Source organism: Agathobaculum sp. LCP25S3_E8 (genome assembly GCF_052117165.1).
Lineage (GTDB): Bacteria > Bacillota > Clostridia > Oscillospirales > Butyricicoccaceae > Agathobaculum.
In genome coordinates this window covers 1-14,221 of the sequence record NZ_JBQKJR010000013.1, presented here as the reverse complement: position 1 = coordinate 14,221, position 14,221 = coordinate 1, and the positions used below count along the sequence as shown (strand labels likewise).

General features: G+C 59.7%; 13 protein-coding genes and 1 other annotated feature. Of the genes, 8 read left to right on the top strand and 5 right to left on the bottom strand.

All coding sequences use genetic code 11. The annotated features are described in order from the left end of the window. Positions 1-8: 8 nt before the first annotated feature. From ACTQ34_RS06730 to ACTQ34_RS06715, 4 genes are read right to left on the bottom strand one after another with little or no spacing between them, the layout of a single operon-like run. Positions 9-398 carry a stage III sporulation AC/AD family protein gene (locus ACTQ34_RS06730; protein WP_373166420.1) on the bottom strand — a complete coding sequence of 130 codons (390 nt, stop codon included), beginning with the start codon at positions 396-398 and terminating at the stop codon, positions 9-11. Further along, positions 395-589 carry a stage III sporulation protein AC gene (gene spoIIIAC, locus ACTQ34_RS06725; RefSeq protein ID WP_107631977.1) on the bottom strand — a complete coding sequence of 65 codons (195 nt, stop codon included), beginning with the start codon at positions 587-589 and terminating at the stop codon, positions 395-397. The genes ACTQ34_RS06730 and spoIIIAC overlap by 4 nt, the downstream gene beginning before the upstream one ends. 14 nt (positions 590-603) lie before the next feature. Next, positions 604-1,122 carry a stage III sporulation protein AB gene (locus tag ACTQ34_RS06720; protein WP_441363103.1) on the bottom strand — a complete coding sequence of 173 codons (519 nt, stop codon included), beginning with the start codon at positions 1,120-1,122 and terminating at the stop codon, positions 604-606. Next, the gene (locus ACTQ34_RS06715) at positions 1,110-2,015 is read right to left on the bottom strand and encodes a stage III sporulation protein AB (RefSeq protein WP_441363102.1); all 906 of its coding nucleotides are present in this window, start codon (positions 2,013-2,015) and stop codon (positions 1,110-1,112) included. The genes ACTQ34_RS06720 and ACTQ34_RS06715 overlap by 13 nt, the downstream gene beginning before the upstream one ends. Positions 2,016-2,131: 116 nt before the next feature. After that, positions 2,132-2,387: a binding site (T-box leader), on the top strand. An 80-nt stretch (positions 2,388-2,467) separates the two neighbouring features. On the opposite strand from ACTQ34_RS06715, the gene aroF reads away from it, so the two are divergent. From aroF to ACTQ34_RS06675, 8 genes are all read left to right on the top strand, one after another. Further along, complete coding sequence (gene aroF, locus ACTQ34_RS06710) at positions 2,468-3,484, top strand: 3-deoxy-7-phosphoheptulonate synthase (RefSeq protein WP_441363101.1); 1,017 nt, start codon at positions 2,468-2,470, stop codon at positions 3,482-3,484. 64 nt (positions 3,485-3,548) lie between these two features. Next, positions 3,549-4,589, top strand: a complete 1,041-nt coding sequence (aroB, locus tag ACTQ34_RS06705; protein ID WP_441363100.1) for a 3-dehydroquinate synthase — start codon at positions 3,549-3,551, stop codon at positions 4,587-4,589. A gap of 13 nt (positions 4,590-4,602) precedes the next feature. Then, positions 4,603-5,694 carry a chorismate synthase gene (gene aroC / locus ACTQ34_RS06700; protein ID WP_441363099.1) on the top strand — a complete coding sequence of 364 codons (1,092 nt, stop codon included), beginning with the start codon at positions 4,603-4,605 and terminating at the stop codon, positions 5,692-5,694. Next, a complete protein-coding gene (gene pheA / locus ACTQ34_RS06695; protein ID WP_441363098.1) occupies positions 5,687-6,826 on the top strand; it encodes a prephenate dehydratase in 1,140 nt (379 codons plus the stop codon). The genes aroC and pheA overlap by 8 nt, the downstream gene beginning before the upstream one ends. A 4-nt stretch (positions 6,827-6,830) precedes the next feature. Then, positions 6,831-8,102: a 3-phosphoshikimate 1-carboxyvinyltransferase gene (gene aroA, locus ACTQ34_RS06690; RefSeq protein ID WP_441363097.1), complete on the top strand. Its 1,272-nt coding sequence runs from the start codon at positions 6,831-6,833 to the stop codon at positions 8,100-8,102. A 3-nt stretch (positions 8,103-8,105) separates the two neighbouring features. After that, positions 8,106-9,491 (top strand): shikimate kinase, encoded by a 1,386-nt coding sequence (locus tag ACTQ34_RS06685; RefSeq protein WP_441363096.1) that lies wholly within the window; start codon positions 8,106-8,108, stop codon positions 9,489-9,491. 59 nt (positions 9,492-9,550) lie between these two features. Beyond that, positions 9,551-12,550, top strand: coding sequence for a phosphodiester glycosidase family protein (locus ACTQ34_RS06680; RefSeq protein WP_441363095.1), 3,000 nt, complete (start codon positions 9,551-9,553; stop codon positions 12,548-12,550). Between the two features lie 213 nt (positions 12,551-12,763). Continuing rightward, on the top strand, positions 12,764-14,080 hold the full coding sequence (locus tag ACTQ34_RS06675) for an MATE family efflux transporter (protein WP_441363094.1): 1,317 nt from the start codon (positions 12,764-12,766) through the stop codon (positions 14,078-14,080). On the opposite strand, the gene ACTQ34_RS06670 is transcribed toward ACTQ34_RS06675, so the two are convergent. Continuing rightward, positions 14,042-14,221: hypothetical protein (locus ACTQ34_RS06670; RefSeq protein ID WP_441363093.1), on the bottom strand; the 180-nt coding region annotated here is incomplete at its 5' end. The two genes, ACTQ34_RS06675 and ACTQ34_RS06670, sit on opposite strands and share 39 nt — an antisense overlap.

Here is a 14,221-nt window from a genome sequence, read left to right as displayed (position 1 = left end):
TTTCCCTTTCATATCGTCCAGTCCGCCACCAGCTCCAGCACCTGCTCCAGCAGCGGCAGACACATGGAAAGCGCCAGAATCGCGCCCATGATTTCGAGCTTTGCCGCAAGCGCAGATTGTCCGCTGTCCCGACACAGCGCGCTCATAATGCGCACCACAACCGCCACACCGACTGTTTTGAGCACCGGCAGATACAGGCTTTGCGTGATGCCGCCCTGCGTCAGCAGGCCGGAAAACCGCTGCATCGTGCCGCCCACCAGTGCAAAGGCCCGCAGCAGGATGAGCACACCCGCCGTCAGCGTCAGCAGGAACGCGATTGCGGGCGCATCCTTTTTGAGCGTCATCGACAGCACCAGCACCAGCAGCACCAGCCCACAGGCTGCAATCAGGCTGTTCAAAACCCGAACACGCTTTTCATCATCGAAAACAGCTGGCTGATTTCCTGCACAATCAGCATCAGCACGACGATAAGCCCCGCCAGCGTGGTCATCAGCGCCTGTTCCTCTCGTCCCGACCGTGTCAGCAGCTGTCCGAGCACCGCCACCAGGATACCGACCGCCGCAATACGGAAAATCAGATCAACGTCCATATGTTCCTCCGTCCTCAGATCAGCACCAGCACCACCAAAATCCCCAGAGCAATGCCGCAGGTGCGGTACAGATTTCCCTTGTTTTGCAGTTCTCCCGCCGCAGTATCGCGCGCCGCTGCAAGACGCCGCGCAATCTGCTCCAGACCCGCGACCTGTTCGGCAGCGTCATACCGACCGAGCCATGCCGCCGCTTCGGACAGGATTTCGCACTCAGGCTGTCCCAGTCCGACCTGATCCCGGCAGTCCCGCAGCGATGAACGCCACAAATACCCCAGCGACAGCCCGTTTTCCTCCCGCAGGCGCCGCCGCAGATGGCCGAACACCATCCGGATAATCCGGTTTTCGCTCTCGGCCAGCTGTCCGACTATCTCGGGCACCGGCGTGCGGCGGCCGGAGATTTCGCCGCTCATCAGATGGAGCGCCAGCAGCATTGCGTCCGCTGCCGCCACGCGCCGCCGCAGCCCCTGCCGCGCGGAAAGCCCCAGCGCCGCACAGGCGCCGAATATCATCACCGAACCCATCAGCTTGAGCATAGGTTTCCCTCCATTTTCTCCATTCGATAGCGTCGTTTTCCCTCTTCCCGCGTGATGACCACCGCCCGCTCGAACACATGCAGCTCCAGCAGCGCACGATACAGCGGCCTGCGGCACAAATCGTCCACATCCGCCGCATGCGCGCTGGCCAGCACCGCCGTACCGCAGTGCGCGCACAGAGAAACCGCCTCCACATCCTCGGGCGCGGTGATTTCGTCAAAGGCAATCAGCTCGGGCGACATGGTTTTGAGCAGCATGAGCGCCGCCTGCTGTTTCGCGCAGTTTTCCAGCACATCCGTGCATCTGCCGACCGCAAACTGCGGCGCACCGTCCGACAAAGCGGCAATCTCTCCGCGCTCGTCCGCCACCGCGACCGCATGCCCCGCGTCCGATACCAGCCGCACCCATTCGCGCAGCAGCGTTGTCTTGCCGAAGCCGGGCGGCGACAGCAGCAGAACGCTTTGCGGCGTACCCGCACCGACCCACGGCCGGATAATCTCGTCCACCTCTGCCATCTGCCGCGCCACACGCAGGTTGACCGACGACAGCCCGCGCACCCCAATCACCTGTCCGTTTTCCTCGGCTACCGTGCCGCACAGCCCCAGACGGTGACCGCCGCCAATCGTCACAAACCCGTGCCGCAGGCTTTCCGCATAGCTATGTACCGAATACCGCGCCGCCCGGCTGAGCGTTTCCCGCAGCTCCTGCGCAGTCACCGGCGCAAAGCCTGTTTCCCGCTCGCCGTCCGCTGTGCGCACAGCCGGCGGTCTTCCCACGCGCAGGCGAACCTCCTCAACCTGATGCTGCCCGTCCAGCCATGCCAGCTCCGCCGCGCGCGGCGGAGGAAGACAGCCGATTGCCTGCAAAAATACTCCGTCCTGTTTTACTTCCATTTGCATCACCTGTCCTACTCTATGTCCGGCCTGTCCCGAATATGACTGCAACACAACCGTAACAAAACGGGCATTGACAAGCTGCGCGGTTGGGGATATAATAAGTATAAATATTGCACAAAGCGATGACAGAGGAAAGTAATTGTTCCAAGTGCGGCTTTCAGGGAGTGTCCGGCATGACTGGAAACGGACGCAGACGCCGGTACAATGAAGTTCCCTCTTGAGCTGCGGCGCTGAAACGCAATTTCCAGTAGGCGCCGACGGACTTCCTCCGTTACAGGGATAGGATATTTTCGTATCCGAAAAAAGTGCGGCATAGCGCTATGCCGAATGTGGGTGGTACCGCGGAACCGTTTGTCTTTCGTCCCTCTTTGTGGATGAAAGGCTTTTTTTGTGCTTTTTTCCGCCGGACAAACACCAATCCCACATCATTTCAAAGGAGAGACAAAACTATGATTATCATTATGAAGCAAGGCACGACCCGTGAGCATGTCGAGGAGCTGTCCCGCCACATTGAGCGCTGGAACGTCAAGGCAAACCCGATTTACGGCGCGGGCACCATCGTCATCGGTCTGGTAGGCGACACGGGCGCAGTCGATAAGGACGCGCTGCTGCGCGACCCGCAGGTAGAGAACATTCTCAAGGTGCAGGAGCCGTTCAAGCTGGCCAACCGCAAATTCCATCCGGACAATACCGAAGTGACCATCGCGCCGGGCGTTGTGGTCGGCGGCAAAAAGCTGGTCGTGATGGCCGGCCCCTGCTCGGTGGAGAGCGAAGAGCAAATCATCGATGTGGCCAAGCATGTGCAGGCAGACGGCGCCACCATGCTGCGCGGCGGTGCGTGGAAGCCGCGTTCCTCCCCGTACTCGTTCCAGGGCCTCAAGGCGGAAGGCCTGGAACTGCTGCACAAGGCGCATGAGGTCACCGGTCTGCCGGTTGTCACGGAAATCACCAACCCCGCGCATATCGACCTGTTCATGGACAAGTGCGACTGCTTCCAGGTCGGCGCGCGCAACATGCAGAACTTTGAGCTGCTCAAGGAGCTCGGTCAGACCGACAAGCCGATTCTCTTAAAGCGCGGCTTTGCCAACACGATGGAAGAATTCCTGATGAGCGCCGAGTACATCATGGCGGGCGGCAACGAACAGGTTATCCTGTGCGAGCGCGGCATCCGCACCTATGAGAAGTACACCCGCAACACGCTGGACATCTCGGCAGTACCCGTGCTCAAGCGCATGAGCCACCTGCCGGTTGTCGTCGACCCGTCTCACGCAGGCGGCATCTACTGGATGGTCGAGCCGCTGGCAAAGGCAGCGGTTGCCGCAGGCGCGGACGGCCTGATGATTGAAGTGCACAACGACCCCGCGCATGCCCTGTCGGACGGCGCGCAGTCGCTGACCTATGATTCCTTCCACGAAACCATGCACAACCTGCGTGCAGTTGCGCAGGCGGTAGGAAGAGACTTATAATATCCGTGCGATTTGCGCCTGACGGCGCACAAAAGCATACGTTCTGTGAAAGGAGTGTTTTGCCGTGCAGACTCTGAGCCTGACAGGCGCAAACGGCCTGTCCGAAATCTGCATTGAAACCGGTCTGCTCAACCGCGCGGGCAAAGCGATGCTTGACGTTTTCTCCCCTTCCCGCGTACATATTGTGACCGACTCGACGGTCGCGCCTCTTTATCTGGAAAAGCTCACGCAGCAGTTTGACCTGCCGGTCAGCTCCACCGTCATTCCCGCGGGCGAAGAACACAAACGGCTCTCCACGGTCGAGGGTATCTACCATGACCTGCTCGCTGCCGGAATGACGCGCAAGGACCTCATCGTCGCCCTTGGCGGCGGCGTGGTGGGAGACATCACCGGCTTTGCAGCCGCGACCTTTCTGCGCGGTATATCGCTGTGCCAGATTCCGACCACCCTGCTGGCGCAGGTGGATTCCTCGGTCGGCGGCAAAACCGGCGTCGACCTTGCCGAGGGAAAAAATCTGGTCGGTGCGTTCTATCAGCCGCGGCTCGTGCTGATTGACCCAGATGTGCTCGCCACATTACCCGATGCCACCTTTGCCGACGGCATGGCCGAGGTTGTCAAATACGGCTATATCGCCAATCCCGCGATTCTGGAAATGGTATCGCAGCCGGACTATCAAGCGCATATCGGAGATGTAATTTACGAGTGCGTCAAAATCAAGCGAGACGTGGTTGCCATCGACGAGCATGACACCGGCCTGCGCATGATTCTCAATTTCGGGCACACGATTGGTCACGCGGCGGAAAAGCTCGGAAACTATACCGAACTGACCCACGGGCAGGCGGTGGCAATCGGTATGGTTGCCGCGATGCGGCTGGCTGCGCTGCGCGGCGACGCCGACTTGTCCGCGCCGCTCATTGCGCTTTTGCAGCAGCTTGGTTTGCCGACCGAGCTGACGCATGACCGCGAGTCGATTTTCCATGCGCTGCTGTCGGACAAAAAGAAATTCGGCAGCACGGTCAACTTCATTCTTGTGCGCGAGCCGGGCCGGGCGGAAATCACGCCAATCGAGTCGGAAACGCTGCACGAGTACATTCTCAAACTGTAAGGAGGTTTGCCCGATGGGTTCCACTTGGGGCAACGCCATCAAAATTTCTATTTTTGGCGAGTCGCACGGCGCCGGCATCGGCGTGGTAATCGACGGTTTTCCGGCAGGGGTTCCATATGATGAAGCCTTTGTATTGCGCGAGATGGAGCGCCGCGCACCCGGACGCAATAAACAGTCCACCCAGCGCAAGGAGGCCGACACGCCGCTCATCCAATCCGGCTTGTTGAACGGCCAGACGACCGGCGCACCCATCTGCGTCGTTATCCAGAACACCAATCAGCGTTCCGGCGACTATGCCGCGCTGGCGGCGCAGCCCCGTCCGGGCCACGCGGATTATACCGGGATGATACGCTACCACGGCTGCAACGACCCGCGCGGCGGCGGCCATTTTTCCGGCCGTCTGACCGCACCGTTGGTGTTTGCCGGGGCGATGTGCAAGCTGTGGCTTAAAACCCGCGGCGTGACGGTCGGCTCGCACATCCAGTCCATCGCGCAGATTCAGGATATGCCGTTTGATGATGTGGATATCCCGGTTTCCCAGCTCGATGCGCTGCGGGAAGCCGACTATCCGGTCAACAATCCGCGCGCGCTGGACGCCATGCTCGCCGCCATCGAAGAAGCACGCGAGGCGCAGGACTCGGTCGGCGGCGTCATCGAGTGCGCGGCCGTCGGCCTGCCCGCCGGCATTGGCAGCCCGATGATGGACACGGTGGAAAGCCGTCTGTCCTCCATCCTGTTTGCCGTACCGGCCGTCAAGGGCGTGGAATTCGGCGCAGGCTTTGCTTTTGCGGCGCTGCGCGGCTCGCACGCAAACGACACCCTGTATCAGGATGGCGATGCCGTCAAAACCGAAACCAACAATAACGGCGGCGTCAACGGCGGTATTACCAACGGCATGCCGCTTATCGTGCGGGCATGTATCAAGCCCACGCCCTCCATCGCAGCCACACAGCAGACCCTCAATATCCAGACCGGCAAGGTGGAGCCGCTGTCCATTCACGGGCGGCACGACCCCTGCATCGTCACACGTGCCGCGCCGGTCATTGAAGCGGCCTGTGCTGTGGCGCTGGCAGATCTTTTGCGGGAGGCGAACGGCTATGCGTGATCTTTCCGAAATCCGTCAGGATATCAACCGCGTCGACGAGCAAATCCGCGCGCTTTTTCTGGAGCGAATGGATCTTGCGCTTCAAGTGGCACAGACCAAGGTCGAAACCGATGACAAAATCTATAAACCCGACCGGGAAGCCGAAATCATCGCCAAGCGTACCGAGGGCATGAGCGAGGAACTTTGCCTCAAATATACCGCACTTCTGCAAAGCATGATTCGTGCCAGCCGTGAATATCAATACAGCGAGGTGCTGCGGCAGAAGCCCGATCGCTTCCCGCTGCATCCGTCCGGGAACGAACTGAGTCCCCAAACCGTCTATTATCAGGGCGTGCCCGGCGCGTATCAGGAACTGGCGGCGCGCGCCCTCTTTCCGAACTGTGAGCCGCAGCATGTGCCGACATGGGAGCAGGTGTTCCAATCCGTGCGCGACGGCATGGCGGATGTGGGCGTTGTGCCGGTCGAGAATTCGACCGCCGGCACGGTCAGCGAGGTTTATGACCTGCTCCTCGCCTACGACCTGTCCATCAACAAATCGTACATCAAAAAAATCTCGCACTGTCTGGCCGCCGTGCCGGGCGCGCAGATGAGCGATATCCAAAGCGTCTGCTCGCACCCGCACGCTCTGCCCCAGTGCCACGCGTTCATCACCGAACACGGCCTGGAGGCCATCGAGGTCGCCAACACGGCGATTGCGGCGCAGAATGTGCAGAAAAAGGGCGACCCGCATCTGGCGGCAATCTGCTCGCGCGAAGCCGCCGAGCGGTATGGCCTGACCATTCTTGCCGAGGGCATCAATGACCTAAAGCACAACGAAACGCGCTTTATTGCGGTCAGCCGCACGCTGACCAGCCGCCCCGAGGACAACCGCATCGAGATTGCCTTCCGCATCCCGAATGTCGCCGGTTCGCTCGGCCGCGTGCTGGATGTCTTTACGCATTACGGCATCGACATGACCGGCATCTATTCCCGTCCGGTCAAGGACAGCCCGTGGTGCTATGTGTTCTATGTAGACTTCACCGGCAATATGCAGGACCATGCCGTGCAGTCGCTGTTATATCAGCTCCATGAGGAGCTGCCCTACATTAAAGTCATCGGCAGCTATCCGGTTTCCGATGCAACGGAGGAGTAAACAAATGCAAATCCAACCTTGCGGCCCGCTGCGCGGCGAAATCACCGTGCCGGGCGACAAATCCATTTCGCACCGCGCGGTCATGCTGGGCGCGCTGGCAAACGGCACGACCCATATCACCGGCTTTCTGATGGGTGAGGACTGCCTGTCCACCATCGACTGCTTCCGCAAGATGGGCGTGGAAATCGAAATCACGGAAAAGGAAGTCATTGTCGAGGGCGTGGGCCTGCACGGCCTGTGCGAGCCGGAGGAAACGCTCGACACCGGCAACAGCGGCACCACCACCCGCCTGCTGTGCGGCATTCTGGCCGGACAGCCGTTCACCGCGACGCTCAACGGCGACGCTTCCATCCAGAAGCGCCCGATGGGCCGCGTCATCAAGCCGCTGCGCGAGATGGGCGCGTCCATCGAAGGCAAAAACGACAACTACTGCCCGCTGACGTTGTACCCCAGCGAGCTGCACGGCATTGAGTACCGTCTGCCGGTAGCCTCCGCGCAGCTCAAGAGCGCCATTCTGCTCGCGGGCCTGTATGCGGAGGGACAGACTACGGTTATCGAGCCTGCCCCCTCGCGCGACCACACCGAGCGCATGTTCCGTGCGCTGGGCGTGGAAGTCGAGACCGAGGGCAACACGATTACACTGGACCCGCCCGAGGACCTGCACGCGGTAGATATTGCCGTGCCGGGCGATATTTCGTCCGCAGCGTTCTTCCTGGTTGCAGGCGCCATCGTGCCGGGCAGTGAGCTGACCATCAAAAACGTCGGCGTCAACCCGACGCGCACGGGCATTCTGGACGTACTGCGTGAAATGGGCGCGGACATCACCGAGTCTAACTTCCGCGACGACGCCGAACCGGTTTGCGACCTGACCGTGCGGCACAGCCGTTTGCACGGCGTTGAAATCGGCGGGTCGATTATCCCGCGCCTGATTGACGAGCTGCCGGTTCTCGCGGTTGCGGCCGCGTTTGCGGAGGGAGAAACCGTCATCCGCGACGCACAGGAGCTTAAAGTCAAGGAGTCCAACCGCATCGCCGCAATGGTCACCGAGATGACGCGCGCGGGCGTGGATGTGGAGGAAACCGACGACGGCATGATTATCCACGGCGGCAAAACGCCGTGCGGCGCTTCGTTTGAAACCTACAAGGACCACCGCATTGCCATGAGCCTTGCTGTGCTCGCGCTTGGCGCGCAGACTTCCAGCCGTATCAACGACCCGGAGGTCGTTTCCATCTCCTACCCCGACTTTTTCGATACACTCAAGGCATTGGGGGGCTGAGTCATGCTGCTGACTATGGAGGATTTCCGCGCCTTTGAGCCGGAAAAAGCGACCTATGCCCTGTTTGGCTGGCCGCTCGGCCACACCATGAGTCCGGAGCTGCATGCACAGCTGTTTGAAGCCTCCGGACAGGACGCGGATTATATCGGCGTAGCCGTGCCGCCCGAAAATCTGCCTGAGGCGTTTGAGCTGGCAAAGCGTAAGCTCAAGGGCATCAACTGCACTATCCCGCACAAAAAAGCGGTTATCGACCTGCTCGATGAGGTCGATACCGCCGCGCGCGACCTGCATTCGGTCAACACGGTTGCCTTCCGCGACGGGCGCGCGGTCGGATACAACACGGACATCCTTGGCTTTGCCGAATCGCTTTCGCGCGACGGCGTCAAACTGCGCGGCAAAAAGGTACTGCTGCTCGGCTATGGCGGCGCCGCCGCAGTCATGGCGTATCACTGCATCACGCAGGGCGCATACCTGACCATCACGGGACGCAATATGGAAAAGGCCGCAGCGCTGCAAAAACAGCTGTGCGACGCCGTGCCCGGCGCGCATGTTTCCGTATTCAACCGCCGGCACATCCCGCGCGATATTCAAATCGTCCTCAATTCCACTCCGGTGGGGATGTATCCCAAGGAAAATATCGCTCCCCTGCACTATCTGCCGCACAAAACCGAATATGTGTTTGACGCGATTTATAACCCGCCCGTCACGGCAACGATGAAGCTGGCCAACCCCAAAAAGACCCGCGTGCGCGACGGACTGTTCATGCTGGTCATGCAGGCCGCCCACGCACAGACCATCTGGTCGGGCGTGCAGTTTACGCCGCAGGCCTGTGAGACCATCCTGCGCCGCACCTACGGCAAAATGGCGGTCAAGCGGCTGCACGAAAAGCATGGCAAGCGCAATATTGTGCTGTGCGGCTTTATGGGCAGCGGCAAAACCACGGTCGGCCGCAAGCTCGCCCGCCTGACGGGATTGGATTTTGTCGATGCCGACCAGTACCTGGAGGCACAGGAGGGCAAAAAAATCTCGGACATCTTTGCAGAACACGGAGAATCCTATTTCCGCGACCGCGAAACCGCTTATATCCGCGAACTGTCCGAACGCGACGGCATCGTGCTTTCGCTCGGCGGCGGCGCGGTGCTGCGACAGGAAAATGTAGAAGCGGTCAAGCAGTCCGGCCTGCTGATTCATCTGGATACGCCCTATTACCGCATTGTCAAAAACCTGTCCTATTCCACCTCCCGTCCGCTTTTGGACAAACCGGATAAGCAGGCCGAAACCCGTCGTCTATACAATGCGCGCAAGGGCATCTACCATCGTGTGTCGGATGTTTCCGTGCGCAGCCCAAAAATTTCCGAAGTGCTGGAAAAGCTCGTCAAGAGCATCTGATAACGCCGTAGCTGCGGCGCAACAATCGTTTTCACCATTGTGAGAAATCGAGGAGGACTATGAAACATTTTATAAAACATCCCATCCGCCTGCTGGCAGCCTCTCTTGCCGTCGTGCAACTGGTTTCCGCAGCCGCCGGCGCGGCCTTTACCAATTCGTTCTCGTATTCCTATCCGGTTGGTCAGGGACTGCAATATACCCGCTCGGAAGGCAAGAACACAGCCGGTCTGCAAAAGGCCAATTTCCTGACCTATACGCCTAATTCCGGCGTTTCCCCCATTATGGTTTATGCCGACGAACAGCTCTATGGCAGTCAGGCAACCATCACAAACGCTGTTAAGTATCTGGAAAGTCAGGGAAAAACCGTAATCGGCGGCACCAATGCGGACTTTTTTGTCATGTCCAGCGGTATTCCAATCGGTCTGGTCATTGACGAAGGCGAACTGATTTCATCCGATGCATGGCAGTACGCGGTTGGCTTCAAAGCGGACGGCACCGCAGTCATGGGCCGTCCAACCATGAATATGTCGATATCCGGTGCGTCCGGCACGGTTTCCGTGTCGTACTTCAACAAAACACGCACCACCGCAGGCGCTTACCTGCTCGACCGCAACTATGATGACTCCACACACTTTTCTGCAAACGGAACTTATATCGTTCTGGAACGCGTGGACGATACACCGGTGACGGTTAACCACTCGATTAAGCTCAAGGTGGTGGACAAAGGAACGGGCAACAGCCCGCTGACCATTGCAGACAACCAGATGGTTCTGACCAAGTCGGACGGCGCAAATGTTCCCTCTTGGGTGGACTTCCCCGTCGGTGAAGAAGTGACGCTCTGGGTGGGTGCAAGCGACAGCAACTGGGCCGAAGTCGAATATGCGGTTGGCGGCAAGCTGCTGATTGACAACAGCACGGTCACCACCTCAGGTATTGACGCGGCTTCTTCGCGGCGCGCGCGCAGCGCGGTCGGCGTGAAAGCGGACGGCACGGTTATTCTTTATGAAATCGACGGCAACCAGTCCTCGCACAGCGTAGGTCTGACCGCAGAAGAGCTTGGCAACGAGCTGCTCGCACTGGGCTGCGTGCGCGCCATCTGTCTGGACGGCGGCGGCTCTTCCGCTATGGCGCTGCGCCAGCCGGGTGAAAGCACAGCTTCGCTCATCACCAAGCCGTCGGACGGCTCGCAGCGTTCCTGCGCCAACTACATTTTCTTTATCAGCAACATCCCGGCTGACGGTGTCACCGCCCATGCGGTGCTCACGCCGAGCTACCGCTATGTGATGCCCGGCGCATCGACATGGTTCTCGGTCAAGGGGGCAGATGCTTCCTACGGTCCGGCCGAGGCCCCGACCGAATTGACCTATACGGTATCGGGTGATATGGGTACCGTGAGCAACCAGACCTTCACCGCCGGCATGACCACCGGCAGCACCACCATCACCGGCTCGAACGGCGTGGTGGAAGGCTCAATGATGGTGTGCATCACCGGCGATATTCAGTCCATCACGCTGCAAAACGACGGCAAGGATATCAGCTCCATTTCCCTCAAGCCGGGCCAGAGCATCAACGTCGATGGTATTGCCTATCACCTCGGCCAAAAGATGGCCTCTGTTGACACCTCGTTTACCTGGAGCGTATCCGGCGGCGTGGGTACTGTCGATGAAAACGGTGTGTTTACCGCAGGCGGCAGCATGGCCAGCGGCACGCTCACCTGCTCCTATGGCAACACCAGTAAATCCATTCCGGTCAATGTCGGTATGGGAGACCCGCAGGACGCGGAAACCGTTGTGGATTTTGAAAGCACCCAGCCCTGCACGGCAACCGACGGCGTAACCCTGTCCAGTGTGACCGATTATACGCAGGTTGCCCGCGGCACTGCCTCGCTCAAGGCCGCCTATGATGGCAGCAAGGTGATGACTGCAACTATCTCCGTGCCGCAGACCAATGTTTCCGATATGTCCTATCTGACGCTTTGGGCGCGCGGCGAAAACACGCAGAGCACACTGACTGCGGTCTTTACCGATGCAGAGGGCAATGAGCTGACCGCCCCCCTCTCCGCCGCAACCACCAGCAGCTGGAAGCAGCTGACCGCCTCCATTCCGGACGGCGCGCAGGTGCTGACCGGCATCCGCGTGGAGCGCAGCGGTGCAGGTGCTGCGGACAGCGCGCTTTATCTGGACCAGATTGTCATCTCCGCGGACCACGCTGTGACGAATACGGATGCACCGTCCGTTTCGCTCAATAGCACCTCGGTGACGGTCGACGCCGGCGCATCGGCTACCCTTACCGGCAAGGCCACGATGGAAAACGGCAAATATCCGGCGCGTGCCTCCAACATTGTGGTAAAGGTAGACGGTAAGGCCGTTTCCGGCAAGGCCAGCATGAGCGGCTCGACCCTGTCGGTCACCACCGGCGCGCTGAGCGAAGGCACGCACTGCGTCACGATTGACGTTTCAGACGATGCGGGCAACCGTGCGCGCGTCTCGGCCACGATTACCGCCGGCAGCGCGAAAAACGTCTTTGCCGACACCGCTGACCACTGGGCGCGCGGTTACGCCTCCCTGCTCAATCAAAACGGCATCATGAAGGGCGAATCCGACAGCGACGGCAAAACCTACTTTAATCCCGACCGCAACCTGACCCGCAAGGAGTTTGCCGTCACGATGGCGCGCCTGCTCGGTCTGGACACGTCCTACACCGGCCAAACCGAATTTGCCGACGATGCCGACATCCCGAGCTGGGCACGCGGCGCGGCCTATGCCGTCGCACAGGCGGGCATCATGCAAGGCTCGAACAATGACGGTGAGCTGTACTTCTCCCCGGATGCGGATATGACCCGTGCCGAGGTCATGACCGTCATCGGACGCTGCCTGCCGCGCGGCTATGCCGCTGCTGCACTGACCTACTCGGATGCGTCCTCGGTTCCCTCCTGGGCGCTGGAACATGTCAAAACCTGTGTTTCCGCCGGCATCATCGGCGGCTATAAGGACAACACGCTGCAACCGTTGGGCAAAATCACCCGCGGTGAAATCGCCAAGATTCTGGCGCTGTTCTAAGCAGAATTTCTTTTGCTCCGCCCTGCACTTTAACCGGTGCGGGGCGGTTTTTCTTCCCGCTTGACAGACTTTTTTCCCCATGCTATACTGAAATTCGCAAAGTGCATCCACCCGAGTTTTTATCGCCGGATAAAAATTTGAGCGTCATTCTTTCCATCGTAGGCCTTTGAAGATGGAAAGGTTGACGCTCTTTTCTGTCTTAGGAGGAAACCCATGAACCCAACCGCAAATCTGCGCACATTCAGCCGCTATACGTCGCTCAATATGCTCGGTATGATTGGCATTTCCTGCTACATTCTTGCCGATACCTTTTTTGTTTCCCTCGGTACGGGCGCGCTCGGTCTTGCCGCGCTCAATATCGCAATTCCTGCGTTCAATCTGCTCAACGGACTGGGACTGATGACCGGCGTGGGCGGCGCGACGCAGTTTTCCATCTGCCGCGCGCAGAAAGATACACAAGGTGCCGACCGTGCGTTTACACATGCGGTTTACCTCGGCCTTGGCATCGGCGTTCTGTTCCTGCTGCTCGGCATATTCGGCGCAGCGCCGCTTGCCCGTCTGCTGGGCGCAGACGAGCAAACCTTTCCACTGACCAGCGTCTATCTGCGCACGCTGCTGAGCTTTTCGCCTTTTTTTGTCATGAACAATGTGCTGCTTGCCTTTGTGCGCAACGACGGCGACCCGGGACGCGCCATGCGCGGCATGGTCATCGGCAGCCTGTCCAATATCGTGTTCGACTATCTGTTTATCTTCCCGCTCGGCATGGGGATGTTCGGCGCGGCGCTTGCCACCGGCGTCTCCCCCATCATCAGCATCCTGCTGCAAATCGGCCATTTACGCAAACCATCGCGCGGCTTCCATCTGCTGCGTCTACGCCCGCAGGTCCGCGCTCTGCCCGCGTTGTGTGCCCCTGGCCTGTCCTCCCTGATTGGCGAAGCCTCCTCGGGCGTGGTGCTGCTGCTGTTTAATCTCATTCTGCTGCGCCTCACGGGCAACACCGGCGTTGCCGCCTACGGTATCATTGCCAATCTGGCACTGGTCGCCATCGCCATCTTTCAAGGCCTGAGCACCGGCATGCAGCCGCTGGTCAGCCGCAGCAGCGGCGAAGGCGACCATGCCGCCCTGCGCCGCCTGTACCGTTACGGCATCATCACCGTGCTGGGCATCGCAACCGTGATATATGCGCTGGTATGCACCTGTGCCGTCCCGATTTCCGCAGCGTTCAACAGTGCCGGCGACCCGGTGCTGATGGGTTACGCGGTTCCCGGCTTGCGTATTTACTTTCTCGGCTTCTGGTGTGCGGGGCTGAATATCGTATCGGCTGCATTTTTCAGCGCCTCGGACCAAACCGCCATCGGCTTTGCCATTTCACTGGTGCGCGGTGTGGCCGCCATTCCGCCCATTTTGTTTGCGTTGGCGGCTTTGTTCGGTGTCACCGGCGTGTGGGCTGCTTTCCCCGCAGTGGAGGCCGTGACGGCTATTCTGACACTCTTATGCGTCCGGCATGCGTTCACTTCCGGCAAAATATAAAAGCAGACCTTCAGCATTAGCTGAAGGTCTGCTCAGTCTGTCGAAAAAGTCCAGCAAAAGCTGGGCTTTTTCGTTTGAGCGCGGTAAAATAGGAATAGGTGGTGAGAGCAATGCTGGAACGAGGAAAAATGGATCGGGATG

Bases quoted from the DNA above. Each gene is read 5' to 3' on its own strand.
- spoIIIAC (WP_107631977.1), bottom strand. From the start codon at position 589: ATGGACGTTGATCTGATTTTCCGTATTGCGGCGGTCGGTATCCTGGTG.
- ACTQ34_RS06720 (WP_441363103.1), bottom strand. From the start codon at position 1,122: ATGCTCAAGCTGATGGGTTCGGTGATGATATTCGGCGCCTGTGCGGCG.
- ACTQ34_RS06715 (WP_441363102.1), bottom strand. From the start codon at position 2,015: ATGGAAGTAAAACAGGACGGAGTATTTTTGCAGGCAATCGGCTGTCTT.
- aroF (WP_441363101.1), top strand. From the start codon at position 2,468: ATGATTATCATTATGAAGCAAGGCACGACCCGTGAGCATGTCGAGGAG.
- aroC (WP_441363099.1), top strand. From the start codon at position 4,603: ATGGGTTCCACTTGGGGCAACGCCATCAAAATTTCTATTTTTGGCGAG.
- pheA (WP_441363098.1), top strand. From the start codon at position 5,687: ATGCGTGATCTTTCCGAAATCCGTCAGGATATCAACCGCGTCGACGAG.
- aroA (WP_441363097.1), top strand. From the start codon at position 6,831: ATGCAAATCCAACCTTGCGGCCCGCTGCGCGGCGAAATCACCGTGCCG.
- ACTQ34_RS06685 (WP_441363096.1), top strand. From the start codon at position 8,106: ATGCTGCTGACTATGGAGGATTTCCGCGCCTTTGAGCCGGAAAAAGCG.
- ACTQ34_RS06680 (WP_441363095.1), top strand. From the start codon at position 9,551: ATGAAACATTTTATAAAACATCCCATCCGCCTGCTGGCAGCCTCTCTT.
- ACTQ34_RS06675 (WP_441363094.1), top strand. From the start codon at position 12,764: ATGAACCCAACCGCAAATCTGCGCACATTCAGCCGCTATACGTCGCTC.